The organism is Chryseobacterium ureilyticum, assembly GCF_900156735.1.
Lineage (GTDB): Bacteria > Bacteroidota > Bacteroidia > Flavobacteriales > Weeksellaceae > Chryseobacterium > Chryseobacterium ureilyticum.
In genome coordinates this window covers 412,333-432,779 of record NZ_FTOL01000003.1, presented here as the reverse complement: position 1 = coordinate 432,779, position 20,447 = coordinate 412,333, and the positions used below count along the sequence as shown (strand labels likewise).

Genomic DNA, 20,447 nt, shown 5'->3' with positions numbered 1-20,447 from the left:
TCTTTGCACCATGGCGCAGAAAGAAACATTATCATCCCTTACACACGGAAACTTTGCAAAAGAACTGTCTATTGCGGATGGAAAAATGCCTCCTAATGCAGTGGATTTTGAAAGACTTGTTATCGGAACTTTTTTGATTGACAAAAAAGGTCTTGACCATTCCATTGACCTTCTTACCCCAGAGGTATTTTACGATCCCAGACACCAAGTTATTTTTTCTAGCATATTAAAGCTTTATGAAGGCAATCACCCGGTAGACTTAATGACGATTATTCAGGATTTAAAAAAAGAAGACAAACTAAGCCAGGCAGGCGGTGATCATTACATCATTGATCTGACTATGGGAGTAAGTTCATCTGCCCACATTGAATACCACGTACGTGTTATTCTTGAAAAATATATCTTAAGAAGCCTTATTAACGTTTCTGCTAATGTAATTGATTCATCCTACAAAGAATCCACTGATGTTTTCGAACTTCTGGATAAAGCAGAACAATCTTTCTTTGAGATTACTAACGGAACCATCAAGAAAGGGTTTGATACAGCAAACTCATTAGTAAAACAAGCAATTGACACCATCAAATCCTTAAAGGACAAACAAGGTCTTTCCGGAGTTCCTTCAGGATTCAGAGATGTAGATAAAGAAACTGGTGGTTGGCAGAATTCTGACCTTATCATCATTGCAGCACGTCCCGCGATGGGAAAAACAGCATTTCTTCTTTCTATGGCAAGAAATATTGCTGTAGGTCACAAGATCCCAATGGCATTATTCTCTCTCGAGATGGCATCAGTACAGCTTATCACAAGGATGATTGCTTCCGAAACCAGAATTTCCTCTGAAAAACTGAGAAAAGGTACTCTTGACGACGAAGAATGGCAAAGACTGTTCTCCAATGTATCAGAATTGGAAAATGCCCCTTTATATATTGATGAAACTCCATCACTTTCCATATTTGACTTCCGTGCAAAATGCCGAAGACTTGTAATGCAGCATGGTGTAAGATTAATCATGGTGGATTACCTTCAGCTAATGACTGCCGGTAGTAGCGGAAAAGGAGTAGGAAACCGTGAACAGGAGATTTCCATGATCTCACGTTCATTGAAGGCCATTGCAAAAGAATTAAATGTTCCGGTAATTGCACTTTCTCAGCTATCACGTAGTGTGGAAACCAGACCGGGGAAAAGACCTCAGCTTTCAGATCTAAGGGAATCCGGAGCGATTGAGCAGGATGCCGATATCGTATCCTTTATCTTCAGACCAGAATATTACAAGATTACTGTTTGGGACAATGATGAGGAAGGACAGGAAACCTCAACTGAAAATCAGGCGGAATTGATTATTGCAAAACACAGAAATGGTGCTACAGCAGATGTAAGATTATCTTTCTTAAAACATTTTGCAAAATTCGGAGATATTGAAGCCGCTTTTGATGGTGGCGCAGGACGAGGATATCCATCTAACTTCGGAGAACCAAGTGGTTTTGATAAAATAAAAACAACTATCCAACCTGGAGCAGCATTTGATCTTCCGGACAGCTCAAAACTTTCAGGATCATCCATGAATGATTTTGATGATGATGATGATTTTCCATTCTAAGTTTTAATCATTAAGATTAATACTACTAATAGGTAAATTACTCCATTAAAATATTCATATCATTTTGTAATATCAGAAGTTTAGCATAATTCAATTTTATAAGGCAGGTTTGAGAATCGAGATTTACACAGATGGCGCATGCAGCGGAAACCCAGGGAAAGGCGGATATGGAATTCTTATGCGCGTTCCTGAAAAAAATTATCAGAAGACATTTTCTAAAGGGTTCAGAAAAACCACCAATAACAGAATGGAGCTTCTGGCTGTAATCACCGCTTTGGAAAAACTTAAGTCTGCGGAAAATGATATTCATGTATATACAGACAGCAAATACGTATCTGATGCAATCAATCAAAACTGGATTGCCGGATGGATTAAAAGAGGCTGGAAAAATGTAAAAAATCCTGATCTTTGGAAAAAATTTGTTGAACTATACAACAAACATACCCCTAAAATGCATTGGATAAAGGGACATGCGGGACATTTTGAGAATGAGCTTTGTGATAAACTAGCCGTAGCTGCAGCCGCCTCTCCTGATCTCGAAATTGATACTTATTTTGAGGGATTAGACAATAACACATTGTTTTAATTTAATTAATAAAATTCTACAAATACACAGATAAGATTCATTATTTTATCATAAGAAATACTATTTTCTGAATAATAATTAATTTTTTTAACAAAATTAACATTAAATACATATTTTTTAGTTGGGATTTAATATCTTTACAAGATGCTAAATCCCAACTAAATGAATAAAAATTTATTATCTTATCTTTCTATTCTTTTATTTTTATTATCTGGTAATTTTTTTGCCCAGACGTATCAACTGACCGGCAACCCGATAAACGCAACAGGATGGGCAACTGTTTCTCCGGCACAAGTAAGCGGAGATTTTGTCCAACTTACACCAGATGCCACCAGCCAATCCGGCTCTATCAGACTGAATGAACCCATCAATTTGAAATACTGTGATAAATGGAAGGTAGAATTCGATTTCAGAATGGATTCCAGCCAAAGTTTCAATGGGGATGGACTAGCATTTTGGTATCTTGCCAATCCACCGGTTGCAAGTGTTTTAGGTTCAGGGCTAGGAGTTTCACAAAATGCGGTTGGTTTCATTGTAGGGTTTGACACTTACAACAACACAACAACTGCCACAATGAGCAAAGTGCATGTTGCTTACGGGCAGGTTACCAATACAAGTGATACAAACAATGTAGAGTTCTTCAATGTTCCGGGAAGCTCTTTTCACTCACCAGATCTAAACTCAACACAGCCGTTTCAAGGCACCACTTTTAAACATGTTGAAGTAACGGCAGAAGTAGATCCCACAACTCCAACTAACTGGATCATAAAAATCACTATTGACGGAAACCAAATCTGCAATCAATCATTTGCTCCTTCAGGTACAGCTGCAGCAATGACGGTAGGATATTTCGGATTTTCGGCTTCCACCGGATCGGCAAGATCAAGACACTCCATTAAAAATGTAAAAATATACACCGATAAAGTTTCTATATTAAATAATTCGGCAACCCAATCTTTTTGCCCTAATCCTACAACTGGCTATGGAAATGTGAATTTAACCAGTTTCAATTCTCAGTTCATAAACAATCCTTCAAACTATACCTTCACTTATTATCCTTTAGGAAATTCTACTCCTATTTCTAATCCCACAAATTATCAATTCAATACCAATACAACCGTAACTGTAGTTATAAAAGATAATGCAGGGGTTCTCTGTGATAATCCTGATGGTAAGATTCTATTGACACTTGCTCCATTGAAAGCTGAAGACAAAACACTCATCGGATGCAATAATAACAAAATGGGAACTGCTGTTTTCAATCTTAATTCTGCTGCTGTAACAGATATTCCGGGTGTTGGTAAAAAATTCTACAGAACACTTAATGATCTGAATGCAGGAACTAATGAAATTTTATCTCCGGATACTTATTCATCAGTACCAGGAACCGTTTATGTAAAAATAACGACTCCACAAGGATGTGTAGGGACAGCAAAAATCAACCTTACATTTTATCCTGAAACACCTGTAAAAGAAGCAACTCTACAGTCCTGTTTTATTGAGGGTAATATTTTTAATGCCATCTTTGATCTGACAAAAGCTGACGTAACTTCTTTAACAACGGGAACCAGTAAAAAATACTACACTTCTGTTTCCAATGCACTTAACAATACGAATGAAATTATCAACCCTCTGCAGTACATGTCTGCAACCACAGCAGTGTATGCAAAAGTGACGGATGCAAACGGCTGTTTTTCCCTTGCTAAGATCAATCTTTTTGTTATTCCGCCTGTTAAATCTTCAATATTAAAGGATAAAACTATTTGTATTGAAGAAAAAACCGATCTGGATGCGGGTCCTGGTTTTAGCGAATATCTATGGAGCACCGGGGAAACCTCTTCTTCTATTAAAAATATAGGCGTAGGTGAATATTGGGTAAAGTTAAAAACCGGAAACTGCTTTACCACTCAAATAGTAAGAGTAATGCCTTCTCCCAATCCTGTCATTTCAAGCGTAGACATTCACAACAATACGATCACAGCTAATGTATCTGGTGGAACTCCTCCTTATCAATATTCTCTGAATGGTGCTGATTGGCAATTGTTAAATACATTCACAGGCTTAGCCAGAGGCGAAGTAAAACTTTTTGTAAAGGATTTCTACAATTGTGAACCTGTCCATATTCAGATTACTATTCCGAACCTTATCAACGCTATTACGCCAAATGGTGATAATGTAAATGACTTCATAGATTATTCTGCACTTGCTTATAAGAAAAACTTGGTTTTCATCGTGTATGACAGATATGGAAACAAAATCCACGAAGCGAATAAAATAAGAAATTTCACATGGGATGGTACTGCCTCAGGAAAAAGAGTCCCTACAGGAACTTACTGGTATACTGTTTCATGGAACGAAAGCAACAAAGCGAATACAGAAACTAAATACTCAGGTTGGGTATTGGTAAAAAACAGAGAATAACTTTTTAAAGCAAATAAACGACACAACAATTATCAATCACACGTAAATATTTTAATTAAATAAATGATTACAATTTAACCATTCATAACAACTAACAACTCATAACTTTTCCTCTATGAAAAAAAATATACTCTTTTTTTTATTGGCAATTTTATTATGCCTTCCTGGAAAATCATTTTCGCAAACCTACCAACTTGCAGGAAATCCTGTAAATACAACAGGTTGGGATCTTGTTTCAGATGCTGTTGTAGACAATGATTTCATCAGGCTTACTACTGATCAGACTAGCCGATATGGAGCTATTAAATTATCCACCCCTATTACTTTGAGCTATTGTGATAAGTGGAAAGTAGAATTCGACTTTAGAATTGACGGAAACGGAACCACTCAATTTGGAAGAGGAGACGGTTTCACATTCTGGTACCTTGCTAATCCTCCTACAGGATTCGTATCAGGAGGTGGATTAGGTATTCCTGCTAATGCTTCCGGGCTTATGGTAGGGTTTGATATCTTCAACAATACCACCGAAGGTCAGATGAGTAAAGTACATCTTTTATATGGTACAAATAATACTGCAGGGAACAATATTGAGTTTAACAATACTGCTGGAAGCACATTCCACTCTCCGGATCTCAATGCTACCATTCTTTTTGTAGGAAATACTTACAGACACGTAGAAGTGAACGGAGAAACAGACCTCAGCAATCCCACCAACTGGATTATTAAGATCAAAATAGACGGTACTCTTATCGTTGACCAATCATTTGCTCCTTCCGGTAATGCTGCAGGAATGACACAGGGATATTTTGGATTTTCAGCTGCTACGGGGGGCGCCAGCGCAAGACATTCGATTAAAAACGCAAAGGTATTCGTAGACAAAGTCCCTATTTTAAACAACACTATCAGTCCGTTCGTATGTACAAATCCGGCTACAGGACATGGTACCGTAGACCTAACCTCTTATAATTCACAATTCGTAAATAATCCTGGGAACTATATTTTCACATATTATGTATTAGGAGATCCTGTTCCTATTGCTACCCCTTCAAGTTTCCAATACACAGGAAATACAACCATAAAGGTTGTCATCAAAGATCCTACCTCTACCCTGTGTGATAATGGCGATGGAGTTATACAGCTTACTCCTACTCCATTTGCTGCAACTGATGCAACTCTTACAGGATGTAATAACAACAATGCAGGAACAGCCACCTTTGATCTCGACGCTGCTAATGTGACTACATTAACAGGGACAACAAAAGAATTCTATCCAACATTATATGACTTGAACGCAGGAACAAACCAAATCACCAATCCTTTCAGCTACGCATCAGGTCCGGCAACAATATATGTAAAAGTGACCACCGCCCAAGGATGTGTAAGTACTGCAAAAGTTACATTAAAACTTCACCCTGAAGTTACTGTAAACAATGTCCCAATATCATCTTGTTTTATAGAAACCAACTCCTCCACTGCTCTTTTCAATCTCTCCTCAGTGAGCGTTACTTTAATGACTGGAACTACAAAAAAATATTATCCATCTTTAACCGACGCCATTGACGGAACCAACGAAATATCAAATTTCACCACTTACATCGCACCTAGTGGGGTAGTATATGTAAAAGTTACCAGCAATTCAACAGGTTGTTATTCTATCGCTAAAATTACTTTAACAGTAATTCCTCCAACTTACTCTCCAATTTTGAAGGATAAAATAATCTGCATGGAAAGCAAAACAACATTAGATGCCGGACCAGGATTCAACGCTTATGAATGGAGTACTGGTGCAACAACTCAGAAAATCACCAATGTAGGCGTTGGAACTTATTGGGTAAAATTAAAAACCAGAGAATGTTCTGTAGTACAAACCGTTACCGTTTACGCATCAGAAAACCCTGTAGTTTCAAGTATTGATATTTCAGGAAGCACTGTTACTGTATATGTAAAAGGAGGAACACCACCTTATCAATACTCAATAGATAATGTTCTTTGGCAGGATTCCAATACCTTCACCAATGTAGTAAGAGGCGAAGCAAAGATATATGTAAAAGACAATTACAACTGCCAGCCTATTGAAGTCAATATTACCGTACCTAATCTTGTTAATGTAATTACCCCTAATGATGATGGCATCAATGATTCGATTGATTATTCTGCATTAGCTGTCAAGAAAGGTCTTGAGGTGAATATCTATGACAGATACGGTGTTCAGATCTATCAGGCAAATAAAGACAATAAATACAGATGGGACGGAACAGCAAACGGAAGAAGAGTTCCTACCGGAAATTACTGGTACTCCGTTTCATGGAATGAAAACAATAAAAACAGCACCCCTGTAAAATTCTCAGGCTGGATAATTGTTAAAAACAGAGATTAATTACACACTCATTCATATTATAAAGATCACTCCGTTATTCGGAGTGATTTTTTGTATTCATTGGGAGGATATATTTCATTTAAAAGACGCTTTATTCATATTCAATTCTTAAATTTGTCCTATGAACTATTTGGAGGCTTTAAGCAGAAGATACTCTGTAAAAAAATTTAACAATCAGATCATTCCTCAGGAAACACTTCACAACATTCTTGAGTCAGGAAAGTTGTCTGCAAGTTCATTGGGACTTCAGCCTTATAAAATCACAATTGTAGAAAGTGAGGAAATGAAACAGAAATTAATTCCTGCTTTTTATAATCCATCACAAATTTCCACCTGCTCTCATCTTGTTGTTATTATTTCAAAGAAAAACATTGAAGAAAGCTATATCCGTGGATATTTCAACCATATTTCTGAGGTAAGGCAGACTCCTCTTGAGCAACTTGACCCATTCAAAAATAGTATCAGTCAACATATTAATCAAAAAACACAGGCTGAGATTTTCAACTGGGCAGAAAAACAGTCCTATATAGTATTGGCAAACCTTATGTATGCTGCAGCTATTGAAAGTATAGACTCATGCCCCATGGAAGGCTTTCGCCAGGATCTTATAGAAGAGATTCTTAATATAAATCCCGAAACAGAAAAAGTAACCGTTACCCTCGCTTTAGGCTACCGTTCTGAGGAAGACCACTTCCAATACATGAAAAAAGTAAGAAAACCAAACGAAAAATTGTTTAAATTTATTTAATATTTCAAACGATTGTACCTAAAGCCAGCATATGATAAAAGCGGATGTATTAGTAATTGGTTCCGGCATTTCCGGACTTTCCTATGCCATTAAAGTTTCTGAACAGCTCCCTGATGCCAAAATCATTATTGTAACCAAATCTGATGAGGATGAAAGCAACACCAAGTATGCACAAGGCGGGCTTGCAGTAGTCACAGATTTTCAGAAAGATAACTTTGAAAAGCACATTGACGACACCATGCGTGCCGGAGATGGGGAAAACAAACGCGATGTCGTGGAAATGGTTGTGAAAGAAGCCCCAGCAAGATTCAATGAAATTGTAGAATGGGGTGCTCAGTTCGATATGAAGAATGGCAAATTTGCCTTGGGAAGAGAAGGAGGTCATACCGAAAACAGAATCGTTCATCATAAAGATATCACTGGATTCGAAATCGAAAGAGCATTACTTGAGACTGCCAATAGCAGCCCCAATATTGAAATCCTTGATCATCATTATGTAATTGATATCATTACTCAGCACCACGTTCCCGGAAAAGAGCTTAATGAAGGGGATATACACTGTTATGGCGCTTATATTCTGGATGAGAAATCCAAAACAATAAAAAAAATTACCTCTAAAATAACACTGGTCGCTACAGGAGGTGCCGGACATGTCTATAAAAACACTACCAATCCTACTATTGCTACCGGAGACGGAATTGCTTTCGTAGCACGTGCAAAAGGAAAGGTTTCCAATATGCAGTATTACCAGTTCCACCCTACCGCTTTATATAACAAGATTGACGGAATGCTTTTCCTTATTTCTGAAGCTGTAAGAGGTGACGGAGCAAAACTGAGAACCAAAAGAGGCGAAAAATTCATGCAAAAATATGATGAGCGTGAAGAACTTGCTTCAAGAGATATTGTAGCCAGAGCCATCGATAATGAAATGAAAATTTCAGGAGATGAATATGTAGGTCTGGATTGCCGCGAAATGAATCAGGAGCGATTTTTAGAACACTTCCCCAACATCTATAAAAAATGTAAGGATGAAGGAATTGATCCTTTCACTCAATTAATCCCGGTTGTTCCGGCATGTCATTATCTTATGGGAGGAATTGAAGTAGACAGAGACGGACAGTCTTCTATCAGAAACCTTTTTGCTGTAGGAGAATGCACCAATTCCGGTTTGCATGGAGCTAACAGACTTGCCTCAAACTCTCTTCTTGAAGGATTGGTATTCGGGCATAATGCCGCTATGAAAACTGTCAACCTATTAAATGAAAATAATTTCAACTTCGATGACCTTAAAGCCGTTCCAGAATGGAATGAAGAAGGAATGAAAATCATGGATGAAATGGTAATCATCAGCTATCTTAGAAAACAGCTTCAGGAAATGATGAGTGACCTTGTAGGAATTGTAAGAAGCAACAGGCGTCTAAATATGGCATTGCAAAAACACCAGGAAATTGCCGCAGCTGTAAATGAAATCTACCACTACTCAATTCTTTCGCCACAATTATCAGAATTAAGAAACCTAACTACCGTTGCTCTCCTAATCATTACCCAATCTATGGAAATGACAGAAAATAAAGGGGCATTTTATAATAAAGATCTAGCCTAAAAACATACTATAATGAAAAAACCAAGTTACGTTACCGATAAAGCATTAAAAACTTTTATAAATAATGCCTTAGAAGAAGATATTCAGGATGGAGATCACTCTACTCTTTCTACAATACCAAAAGAGCTGGAGCAAAGTGCAAAACTCTTGGTAAAACATGATTGTATCCTGGCTGGAGTAGAATTGGCTGAGATCATTTTCAAAACCTTTGACAAAAATCTAAAGGTTGAAACATTTATCAAAGATGGTGAGGCAGCAAAAGTTGGTGACATCGCTTTTATAGTAACCGGAAGTGCAAGATCTATACTTTCTACAGAAAGGCTTGTTCTTAACTGTATGCAAAGAATGAGCGGGATTGCCACTCTTACTCACGAATGGGATTCAAGATTGGTAGGAACAAAAACCAAACTTTTAGACACAAGAAAAACAACTCCGAATTTCAGAATATGTGAAAAGTGGGCAGTCGCTATAGGTGGCGGAACCAATCACAGATATGGTCTTTATGATATGATCATGCTTAAAGATAATCATATTGATTACAACGGAAGCATTACGAATGCCGTAAAAATGGCAAAGGAATATGTTAAAAAGACCAAGAAAAAGTTAAAAATCGAGGTTGAAACAAGAAATCTGGAAGAAGTTCAGGAAGCAATCAATGCAAAAGTTGATAGAATTATGCTTGATAACATGGATGTTAAAACAATGAAGCAGGCTGTAAAGATGATCAATGGTTCATGTGAGTCCGAAGCATCAGGTGGAATTACCCGTGATATGATTAAAGAAATTGCGACCACAGGGGTCACATATATCTCTGTAGGCGCCCTTACACACTCGGCTGAGAATATTGATTTGAGTCTCAAAGCAGTGAAATAGCGTTGTATTTTTAACAAAAACACCCCTATTTTATTAAAAATTCAATAACATGACTTTTTTCATACAAAAATTCAATTTTTATTTACAATATTGAGAATCAAGCACTTGATATTATTAAGACTGATTAAAAATTAACATTGAGTTAATAATAGTTAAATTTAATTTTGCGAATTTTGCAGAAAATTAAATCTAATTATTACTAACGATTATGAAATTAATCAACAAATCGATGCTAACTGCAGTAATTACTTTATCTACAGCTAGTGTCTATTATGCTCAACAAGTTCAGGACTCTACAAAAATTAAGTCCAATGATATTGAACAAGTTGTATTAACTGGTGTTGCAGATATCGCTAAAGATAGAAAAACTCCAGTAGCAGTTTCAACGATTAAAGAAGCACAAATTGTTGAAAGATTAGGTAACCAGGAATTCCCTGAGATCCTAAACACAACACCATCCGTTTATGCTACTAAAAGTGGAGGTGGTTTTGGTGACTCTAAACTGAATATTAGAGGATTTAGCCAGAACAATATTGCCGTAATGGTAAACGGTATGCCTGTAAACGATATGGAAGGAGGATCAGTTTACTGGTCAAACTGGGCAGGATTATCTGATGTAACCTCTGCAATGCAGGTACAAAGAGGTCTTGGATCATCCAAATTAGCAATCGCTTCTGTGGGTGGTACTGTAAATATTATTACAAGAGCAGCTGACAAAAAGCAAGGCGGAGTAGTTTCTCTAGGAGTTGGTAACAATGACTATGTAAAATCTCTTTTCGCTTACAATACAGGAAAATCTGAAAAAGGATGGTCTTCTTCATTCTTAATGTCTAGAACTGCAGGTTCTATGTACGCAGACGGAACTAAATTTGAAGGATACAACTACTATTTCGCAGTAGGATACAAAAAGCCAGGAGGTAACCATGATTTTCAGTTTACAATTACTGGAGCTCCACAATGGCACAACCAAAGATCATACGCAATCGCTATTTCCGATTATATAAAATACAATCCTGATCATGATGGAACTCCGGACAGAAAATATAACTCAGACTGGGGTTATCTGAACGGAAGACAATATTCTGCAAGAGTAAACTATTACCATAAGCCAGTAATGTCATTAAACTGGGACTGGACAATGAGTGAGAAGTCAAAACTTAACACTGTATTGTATGGTTCTTTTGGTAGAGGTGGGGGAACAAACACTACCGGTTCTGCTAACGGAAAGAGCTTAAGTACTTTCAGAGATCAGAATACTGGATTATATAATTTTGATAATGTATTTGCAGCTAACCAAGCTTCTACACCAGATAAAGGAGTACTTATTAGAAATGCATCTATCAATTCACACAACTGGTTTGGTTTAATTTCAAGCTTCAACCACACTATCAATGATAACTTCAAGTTCTCTGCGGGTGTTGATGCAAGATATTACTATGGATACCACTATCAGGTAGCAACTGATTTATTAGGAGCAAGCGGATATATTGATAAAAACAACAAAAATATTCCACCTAACTTGGTAACAGCAGTATCTAAACCAGAAGCTAGCTGGAACCCATTTGGAGGGAAAATTGATCCGATGAGCAATAGAATCGGATATAGTAACGATGGTGAAGTACTTTGGTACGGAGCTTTCGGACAGTTCGAATATACTAACGATAAGATCTCTGCATTTATTCAAGGATCAGTATCTAACCAAGGATTCCAAAGAATTGACAACTTCATTATTGACGGAGTTTCAACTTCTAAGAGAGGAGAAATCATGAATACTAAAACTGGTTTCAAAAATCTTTTCGGATACAACGTTAAAGCAGGTGTTAACTATAACATCAACGAGCAACACAACGTTTTCGGAAATGTTGGATACTATGAGAAACAACCATTCTTCAATGCAGTATACAGAAGTAACGAAAACATTGTATCTCCGGATCTTACGAATGAAAAAATCTTCGGTGTAGAATTAGGATATGGATTCAGATCTGCAAACTTCAATGCTAACGTTAACGTATACAGAACAACTTGGGATGATAGATACCTTAGAAAATCTAACCTAAGAGATGTTGTTGCAGGTAAAACGGCTTATGTAGAAATGAACGGACTGAATGAGGTTCACATGGGAGTAGAAGTAGATGCTAACTATACTCTTAATAAGATATTAACCATCAATGGTATGTTCTCTCTAGGAGACTGGTACTATAAAGGAAATGCTAATGCAACTCTTTTTGAAGACAGTACAAACCAACCTCTTAACTTCCCAGGAAGTACAAGTAATGAAGCTACATTATACTTAGATAAAGTAAAAGTAGGTGATGCTGCACAGATGACAGCTGCTTTAGGAGTAACAGTAAAACCTGTTAGAAACCTAAGCTTTGATGCTACTTGGAGAAATACTAACAACCTATACGCTAGCTTAGATGCTTTCAACTTCAGAACTCAAGCTGCAGCTCAAAAAGGAACACTAGAATTACCAAGCTACAACCTGTTTGATCTAGGTCTATCATATAGAATCAACCTAAACAGCAAACAGTATTTCACAATCAGAGGTAACGTTTATAACTTATTTGATACAACATACATTGCTGAATCAAATACAAATACTCACGCTAACCTTTCAGCTCAGGAATATGCTGAAATCAAAGGTGGAACTGTTGCAGGTCTTGCTAAAGAATATGCAGCTTACCAAGCAGCAGGTAATTATAAAGGAGTTAGCCAGACTAACCAGGTATTCTTCGGATTCGGTAGAACTTGGACTGCTACTCTATCATTCAACTTCTAATTATCACAATATTAGATTTTATAAATATGAATCCCGGCTTTGAGCCGGGATTTTTGTTATCTTTGTGTACAAAAAAATAGGATTATGGATTTTTACAACATTTTGCTTAATGCCCACAAAGGATTCGGGTATCTTGAAATTCTTTTAGTGACATTATTTATCATTGCACTTTTAGCTACCATGTTCGGTTTCAGCGGAAAAGTAAACAAGTTTTTAAAGAAAACTACCCTTTTCACAATGATCTTCTTCCACGTTCAATTCTTATTAGGAATCATTATGTTGGTTACTACTTTCACAAAAGGATTAAATATGGGTGAAGTAATGAAAAATGCAGCTTTGAGATTCCAATATGTTGAACATCCATTCTCTATGCTTATTGCAGCAGTATTAATGACGATCGTTAACAAAAAAGTAAAATCAAACGATACCATCTCTATAGGAGTTGTGATCATGGGATTGATTGCTGTAGGTTTATTTGCATTCGCGTTCCCTTGGACAAGAGTCTTTGGAGCTTAAAACAGACAAAGAAATTATATGCGTTATAATTTATAAATAGTTTAATCTTAAATTTTTAATTAAATCAATGAAAGTAGCTGTAGTAGGTTCAACAGGAATGGTTGGACAAGTTATGCTTAAAGTTTTGGAGGAGAGAAACTTCCCTGTAACAGAATTAATTCCGGTAGCATCCGAAAAATCTGTAGGTAAAAAGGTGAAGTATAAACAGAAGGAATTTACGATCGTAAGCATGAAAGACGCTATAGCTGCCAAACCGGATATTGCGATTTTCTCTGCAGGCGGTTCTACATCTCTTGAATTTGCACCTCTATTTGCAGAAGCAGGAGTAACGGTAATCGATAACTCTTCAGCATGGAGAATGGACCCAGACAAAAAATTGGTTGTTCCTGAAATCAATGCAGATGTATTGACTAAAGAAGACAAGATCATTGCAAATCCGAATTGTTCTACCATTCAGTTGGTAATGGTTCTAGGACCTTTGAACAAAAAATATGATTTAAAAAGAGTAGTTGTTTCTACTTATCAGTCTGTAACAGGTACAGGAAAAGCTGCTGTAGACCAGTTGAATGGTGAAATCAGCGGAAATGAAACTGAAAAAGTATATCCATATCAGATCTTCAAAAATGCATTACCTCATTGTGATGTATTCGCTGATGATGATTATACTAAAGAAGAAATTAAACTAATGAAAGAACCTAAGAAAATCTTGGGTGATGATACATTCAATTTAACAGCAACAGCGGTAAGAGTTCCGGTACAGGGAGGTCATTCAGAAAGTGTAAACATCGAATTTGAAAATGAATTCGAACTGGATGAAGTAAGAAAAATCTTATCAGAAACACCAGGAGTTGTAGTAATGGATGACGTTAAAAACAACCACTACCCGATGCCTCTGTATTCTGAAGGAAAAGACGAAGTTTTCGTAGGAAGAATAAGACGAGACCTTTCGCAGCCGAAAACGCTTAATCTCTGGATTGTAGCAGATAACCTAAGGAAAGGAGCCGCAACCAACGCTGTACAAATCGCAGAATACCTTGTAGCAAACAACTTAGTATAAACTAACAAAATAAAAAAGAGTCTCAGAATTGAGATTCTTTTTTTTATCAAACATAGTATGAATACCCAGAAGAATACCCACAAAGACAAAATAGGATTCCAAAAGATCATTGCTGCTTTCGGAGTCATTCTTTTCGTTGGAAAAATCATCGCCTGGAAACTTACCAATTCCGATGCTGTATTTTCTGATGCAATGGAAAGTATTGTAAATGTTATCAGCGCATTTATGGGGCTTTATTCACTCCATCTTGCAGCCAAACCTAAAGATGAAGACCATCCGTACGGTCATGGTAAAGTAGAATTCGTCACTTCAGGTATTGAAGGGGCTTTGATTGCCATTGCTGGACTTATGATCATCTATGAAGGCATACACAGTCTTATCGTAGGAAAAACCCTGAGCAAAATTGATCTGGGAATCTGGATCATTGCAGCTACTGCTGTCATCAATTACCTTTTAGGATATATCTCTATTAAAAAAGGAGAAAAGGAAAACTCTCTGGTACTTATATCTTCTGGAAAACATCTTCAATCTGATACTATTACAACACTTGGTGTAGTGGCGAGTTTAGTGGTCGTATATTTTACAAAGATCTATTGGCTGGATTCTGTTGTAGCATTAGTTTTTGGGCTTTATATCATCTTTGTAGGCTATAAGATCGTTCGTAAATCATTAAGCGGAATTATGGATGAGCAAGACCCGGAAATTTTAAATCAGGTCATCAGAATCCTTGAAGAAAACAGACAAATAGAATGGATTGATGTGCACAATATGAAAATCCAACAATTCGGGGCTTCACTTCATATAGATGCTCACATTACCCTTCCCTGGTATTACGACCTTCGAGACGCCCACAGCGAAATGGAAAAAGTAATCATTCTTCTTGCCAAAAATATCAAACGTAGCATTGAATTCAATTTCCATATGGATGACTGCAAACCTATTTCATGTTCTGTATGTCAGATTAAAGACTGCCCTGTTCGTGAGAAAGATTTTGTAAAAAGAGTGGAATGGACTCCTGAAAATGTGACCAGTGTGGACAAACATACTGTAGAATAACTAAAAAAACAATTTAGTTCTCTTTGTTCTTACTCATCATCTGTTTTCTATAATAAAACATCGGAATGATCAGCAGAATAATCAAAGGCTGAATCACAAACCTTCTCATATAAAATGAGAAAAGATACCCTATTCCGAATTGATCATAGATACAGTAAAAATAAATAGGCAAGGCAATAGCAAAAACGATCATCATCATCACCGCTCCCTGCATTGTCCATTGTTTATTCTTAAAAATCCCTTGAATAATCAGACAGGAAAAAAACAAATTCAGAGCAAATCTGAAAAGATGTCCCAGAATAAGTTCCCCCCATTCAAAAGATGGGAATTCAATATTTTTATTAGCTTCATGAAAATATCCAAGAAAGGGATCATAAAAAAGAGTTTCCTCCAATCCTCTTACTCCTATCAGACCACAAATTCCTGAAATAATTAAAATCCAGTTAAGCACTTTCATGTTTTAAAGCAAAAAATTTAATCCATATCAGCCAAAGTACGACAACACTTCCATAGATTGCAGCCGGAAACACAAAATCATGAAACATTTTTCCGTATTCCTTGTACTCAGCCATCACGACATTCAACCCTACAATTCTCAAAAGGTTCATGATATAAAGTATAACCAAGCTTGCCCCTACAAAAACAAAGGTTTTTGGTCCCTTATAAAATGCAAAAATAAAAGAGACAAACAATATCATTACAGAAATTGCATTGCATCCTTCCACCATTCTCGTTACATATTGTTCTTTTACGTAAAACCAAACCTGCTCATTCTTGGCATCATCATAAAGCGCTGATGGATAATTCAACACATTCTGTACAGCATTTACCTGATTCGCTATAACCCTTGAAAAAGGATCCAGTCCGAAATCCTTGCTTCCATTCAGATAAAATTGATACGCAAAAAGCAACACCAAATAAATAATGATGAAACGAAGTAAAATACCTAACACCGGCTTAAAGTCCTTTAGCATAGTACAAAGATAAAAATTCGAATGTAATATCCTGAACCCGAAGTGAGAAAGTTCAAATACCTTTCTATCAAAGGAATTAATCCTATAAAAAGCCACTACTGAGTGATAAATTACCGAAATTTATTTCATAAAATTGATGAATATATTTATTTAAGCATCACATTCCTTACTATTTCTATCCAATCTAAAACAAAATTAACTCTCTATTTCCAACTCATGTTAAATTAGTATATTTGTTTTCATATTATGACTTCCGAAAACGCAAAACGATTTTTTGAAAACCGCTTGGGGAAAAAATCCACTGAATTCATCACACTGGCTCAAAGTGGTTCGGCGAGAGTAAATTTCCTGTCCGAAACTGATTCTGAAAAGTACATCATCACTTACAATGAAAATATTCCGGAAAACGAAAGCTTCCTATATTATTCTAATGTTTTTTCAGATTTAAACCTCAATACACCTGCTATTCTTGCCATTTCAGATGACAGAAAAATGTATGTACAGGAATTTTTGGGTAAAAAGACACTTTCCGAAATCATTACCGCAGAAAGTCTATCACCTGGAGTGAAAGCATTGGTACAGCAAACTCTGGAAAAACTTTTCAAGCTACAAATGGCGACTCAAGGGAAAATCGACTTCACCAAAACATTTGAATATGAAAGTTATGATGAACTTCCAATCATTCATGACCTTTATTATTTTAAAAACTTTGTTGCAGACGTTCTTGAACTTGAATACAACAAATCTACTCTACTGAAAGAGTTTAAAAAAATAGCTGAACTGGTTGAAAATCTTGAACCCAAAGGAATCATGATTCGTGATTTTCAGGCAAGAAATATAATGGTAAATGAAAAAGACGAAGTCTCATTTATTGATTACCAGTCTGCAATGAAAGGACCTTTGATGTATGATGTCATTTCATTTTTATTTCAAGCAAAAGCAAATTTCCCTGAAGATTTTAAAAATGAAATGTTAAACTTCTACATTCAATTGTTTGAAAACCAAGAAGTCCAACATCAACTAAAAAACTCGGTTAGACCAATTCAAATGATGAGATTCCTTCAGGTATTGGGAGCGTATGGCTTCAGAGGGCTGATCCAAAGGAAGCAACACTTTATGGCAAGCCTTGAACAAGGAATCCAAAACATCACCCAATTTGCATCTTCTTGGAATGAGATGAACAACTACCCTGAACTCACAAAAGTCATTCAGCAATTAAAATTAAAGGAAACTAAAATAAAAATTGAGCGAATATTGAACCATTAAGATGCTTTAATATAAAATACCTTAATAGTTTAAAACCAAAATAAAAAAGAAAATGTTACACATAGACATACACAGTTTTTCGTACAAGAAAGGAGGAATTCCAAAAGATGATTCAGGAAACGGAGGCGGCTTTGCTTTTGATTGCAGAGGAATCTTAAACCCGGGAAGAATCGAAGAATACAAGAGTCAAACCGGTAATGATATTGGCGTTCAAGAGTATCTTGAAACAAAAACTGAAATGCCAAAATTTTTAGAACTAATAAAATCTCTTGTATCCATCAATATTGAGGATTACCTGGCAAGAGGATTTGAAAATCTTCAAATCAACTTCGGATGTACCGGCGGACAACACAGATCTGTATATTCTGCGATAAAAATTGCCGAATTCATCAAGGAAAAATATCCGAACGGAACAGAAGTAACCATTCACCACGACGAACAACCACAACTGAACATTAGCAATCCGTAATAAGCAAAAGGTAAGATTATACTTATTACCAGCTACATTACTTATTGCTTATCACTCATTATTCATACGATATGAAGGCTCTTATTTTCGCAGCCGGAAAAGGCACCAGGCTTAAGCCATTTACAAATCACCATCCTAAAGCTTTGGCAAAGGTAAATGGTATTCCTCTTTTGGAAAGAAATATCAATTATCTTAAAAGTTTTGGTATAAAGGATTTTGTGATCAACATCCATCACTTTGGGGATCAGATTGTTGATTTTTTAAATAAAAATGATCAATTCGGTTGTAAAATTGAAATCTCCGACGAAACGAACGAACTGCTGGAAACCGGAGGCGGCTTAATTTTTGCTAGAAAATTTCTTGATCACGGAGAAGATTTTTTAATCATGAATGCTGATATATTAACCAATATAAACATCAATGCATTGGTAGAATATCATAAAAAGATAAAAGATTTTGCTACTTTAGCAGTTTCGGACCGTGAAAGTTCGAGAAAACTTCTTTTCAATGATGATATGGTTTTAAGGGGTTGGCTGAATGTACAAACAGGAGAACAAAGGCTTGCGGAATTCAATAAAGGGTTTAAAGCACTTGCCTTTAGTGGTGTTCACTGCATCAATCCTGTCATCTTTGAAAAAATAAAAAGAAAAGGCAAATTTTCTGTTATGGAAGAATATCTGGATTTAATGCAAACCGAGCATATTCACGGTTATGTACATGACAGTATTCTGATAGATGTCGGAAGACCGGAATCTGTAATAGAAGCCGAAAAACATTTTAAATAATTTTTGCAAATGGAAATTGATGGAACTAGGGATGAAAGTTTAGTAAATCCGGAATTTGACATTAATGAAACAAAGCTACACAATAGCTTCAGACAAAAAACATGGGATGAAACAATCACCAAAGACAGCTGGATGGTCTTTAAGATCATGGCTGAATTTGTGGATGGGTATGAAAAACTTGCCAAGATAGGTCCATGTGTATCCATTTTCGGTTCAGCACGTCTGAAACCAGAGAATAAGTACTACGAAATGGCTGTTGAAATCGCTGAAAAAATCACCAAATTAGGTTTTGGAATCATTACCGGAGGGGGACCAGGGATCATGGAAGCTGGGAATAAAGGTGCTTTCAATGCTAAGGGTAAATCGATCGGGCTTAATATTGATCTTCCATTTGAGCAACATTTTAATCCATATATCAATAAGTCTTATTCTATGAACTTTGATTACTTTTTCGTGAGAAAAGTAATGTTTGTGAAGTATTCTCAAGGTTTTGTAGTAATGCCCGGAGGTTTTGGTACTTTGGACGAATTGACTGAAGCAATGACTCTTATTCAAACCAACAAGATTGGTAAGTTCCCGATTGTATTGGTAGGAAGCGAATTTTGGGGTGGATTATTAGATTGGTTCAAGGCTACTCTGTTAAAAGAGGGTATGATTGCAGAAGATGATTTAGATCTTTACAGAGTGGTAGACACTGCAGATGAGGCGGTAGCACACATTAAGGCTTTTTATGATAAGTATTCTGTGAATGTAAATTTTTAATTGGCATATTATTTGTGACCTATAACTAACAAGTATGATTGTAAATCTATTAATTAAGATGAAAAAACTTTTATATATATCAGGAATTTTAACATTTTTTGTGTTAATGAGTTTTATGTATGTAGACTTTTTCTCTTCAATGACCAAGGTGGATTATATTGATGGAAGCAAGACATTGAAGTTTACCACAAAAATGAATACAAGCCATATCTCTGATGCAATTAAGATCAATCCGAACACAGCCGGATTTGAAGCAGAGGTGAAAAAATACGTGAATAATAACTTTGATGTATTTGTGAATGGTGCTCCCAAAACAATTACCTTCACCGGCAGTCAGATAAGCGGAGAAACTGTATGGGTATATTTTGAGACCGGAGGGGTTTCGGATATCAATACCTTAAAGATAAAAAATACGATCCTTTTAAGCGCTTTTCCGAAGCAAATCAACCTGGTTAATATTGCCTATAAAGGCAGCCAGAAAACGATGAACTTCCAAAGAGGAAAAGAAGTGAATGAAGTTTCTTTTTAATCAAATAATTTTGTAATATAAAACCACTGCTTTAGCGGTGGTTTTTTTG

At 36.3% G+C, this 20,447-nt stretch carries 18 protein-coding genes; 16 read left to right on the top strand and 2 right to left on the bottom strand.

Annotation, left to right across the window (positions count from 1 at the left end):
• The first annotated feature begins 10 nt into the window (after positions 1-10).
• From dnaB to BW983_RS11665, 11 genes are all read left to right on the top strand, one after another.
• Positions 11-1,597 (top strand): replicative DNA helicase, encoded by a 1,587-nt coding sequence (dnaB, locus tag BW983_RS11715; RefSeq protein ID WP_076552121.1) that lies wholly within the window; start codon positions 11-13, stop codon positions 1,595-1,597.
• A 109-nt stretch (positions 1,598-1,706) separates the two neighbouring features.
• The gene (gene rnhA, locus BW983_RS11710) at positions 1,707-2,183 is read left to right on the top strand and encodes a ribonuclease HI (protein WP_076552120.1); all 477 of its coding nucleotides are present in this window, start codon (positions 1,707-1,709) and stop codon (positions 2,181-2,183) included.
• A 162-nt stretch (positions 2,184-2,345) separates the two neighbouring features.
• A complete protein-coding gene (locus BW983_RS11705; protein ID WP_076552119.1) occupies positions 2,346-4,604 on the top strand; it encodes a T9SS type B sorting domain-containing protein in 2,259 nt (752 codons plus the stop codon).
• 115 nt (positions 4,605-4,719) lie between these two features.
• Positions 4,720-6,981 (top strand): T9SS type B sorting domain-containing protein, encoded by a 2,262-nt coding sequence (locus BW983_RS11700; RefSeq protein WP_076552118.1) that lies wholly within the window; start codon positions 4,720-4,722, stop codon positions 6,979-6,981.
• A 121-nt stretch (positions 6,982-7,102) separates the two neighbouring features.
• Positions 7,103-7,729 carry an NAD(P)H-dependent oxidoreductase gene (locus tag BW983_RS11695; RefSeq protein ID WP_076552117.1) on the top strand — a complete coding sequence of 209 codons (627 nt, stop codon included), beginning with the start codon at positions 7,103-7,105 and terminating at the stop codon, positions 7,727-7,729.
• 31 nt (positions 7,730-7,760) lie between these two features.
• A complete protein-coding gene (gene nadB, locus BW983_RS11690; RefSeq protein WP_076552116.1) occupies positions 7,761-9,332 on the top strand; it encodes an L-aspartate oxidase in 1,572 nt (523 codons plus the stop codon).
• A gap of 12 nt (positions 9,333-9,344) precedes the next feature.
• On the top strand, positions 9,345-10,205 hold the full coding sequence (nadC, locus tag BW983_RS11685) for a carboxylating nicotinate-nucleotide diphosphorylase (RefSeq protein WP_076552115.1): 861 nt from the start codon (positions 9,345-9,347) through the stop codon (positions 10,203-10,205).
• Between the two features lie 208 nt (positions 10,206-10,413).
• Positions 10,414-12,984, top strand: coding sequence for a TonB-dependent receptor (locus tag BW983_RS11680; RefSeq protein ID WP_076552114.1), 2,571 nt, complete (start codon positions 10,414-10,416; stop codon positions 12,982-12,984).
• Positions 12,985-13,068: 84 nt separating this feature from the next.
• Entirely contained in the window at positions 13,069-13,500 is a 432-nt protein-coding gene (locus BW983_RS11675; RefSeq protein WP_076552113.1) for a hypothetical protein, read from the top strand.
• Between the two features lie 67 nt (positions 13,501-13,567).
• The gene (locus BW983_RS11670; protein ID WP_076552112.1) at positions 13,568-14,557 is read left to right on the top strand and encodes an aspartate-semialdehyde dehydrogenase; all 990 of its coding nucleotides are present in this window, start codon (positions 13,568-13,570) and stop codon (positions 14,555-14,557) included.
• Between the two features lie 57 nt (positions 14,558-14,614).
• Positions 14,615-15,613, top strand: coding sequence for a cation diffusion facilitator family transporter (locus BW983_RS11665; protein ID WP_076552111.1), 999 nt, complete (start codon positions 14,615-14,617; stop codon positions 15,611-15,613).
• Positions 15,614-15,626: 13 nt separating this feature from the next.
• On the opposite strand, the gene BW983_RS11660 is transcribed toward BW983_RS11665, so the two are convergent.
• Positions 15,627-16,070 (bottom strand): exosortase F system-associated membrane protein, encoded by a 444-nt coding sequence (locus BW983_RS11660; RefSeq protein WP_076552110.1) that lies wholly within the window; start codon positions 16,068-16,070, stop codon positions 15,627-15,629.
• Positions 16,057-16,587 (bottom strand): exosortase family protein XrtF, encoded by a 531-nt coding sequence (gene xrtF, locus BW983_RS11655; protein ID WP_076552109.1) that lies wholly within the window; start codon positions 16,585-16,587, stop codon positions 16,057-16,059. The genes BW983_RS11660 and xrtF overlap by 14 nt, the downstream gene beginning before the upstream one ends.
• A gap of 246 nt (positions 16,588-16,833) precedes the next feature.
• Between xrtF and BW983_RS11650 the strand changes: the two genes are divergently transcribed.
• From BW983_RS11650 to BW983_RS11630, 5 genes are all read left to right on the top strand, one after another.
• Positions 16,834-17,853, top strand: coding sequence for an aminoglycoside phosphotransferase family protein (locus BW983_RS11650; protein ID WP_076552108.1), 1,020 nt, complete (start codon positions 16,834-16,836; stop codon positions 17,851-17,853).
• 52 nt (positions 17,854-17,905) lie between these two features.
• Complete coding sequence (locus tag BW983_RS11645) at positions 17,906-18,322, top strand: RapZ C-terminal domain-containing protein (protein ID WP_084184451.1); 417 nt, start codon at positions 17,906-17,908, stop codon at positions 18,320-18,322.
• Between the two features lie 71 nt (positions 18,323-18,393).
• The gene (locus BW983_RS11640) at positions 18,394-19,107 is read left to right on the top strand and encodes a nucleotidyltransferase family protein (RefSeq protein ID WP_076552106.1); all 714 of its coding nucleotides are present in this window, start codon (positions 18,394-18,396) and stop codon (positions 19,105-19,107) included.
• A 9-nt stretch (positions 19,108-19,116) separates the two neighbouring features.
• The gene (locus tag BW983_RS11635) at positions 19,117-19,869 is read left to right on the top strand and encodes an LOG family protein (RefSeq protein ID WP_076552105.1); all 753 of its coding nucleotides are present in this window, start codon (positions 19,117-19,119) and stop codon (positions 19,867-19,869) included.
• A 58-nt stretch (positions 19,870-19,927) separates the two neighbouring features.
• The gene (locus BW983_RS11630) at positions 19,928-20,398 is read left to right on the top strand and encodes a DUF6702 family protein (protein WP_228394029.1); all 471 of its coding nucleotides are present in this window, start codon (positions 19,928-19,930) and stop codon (positions 20,396-20,398) included.
• Positions 20,399-20,447: the final 49 nt, after the last annotated feature.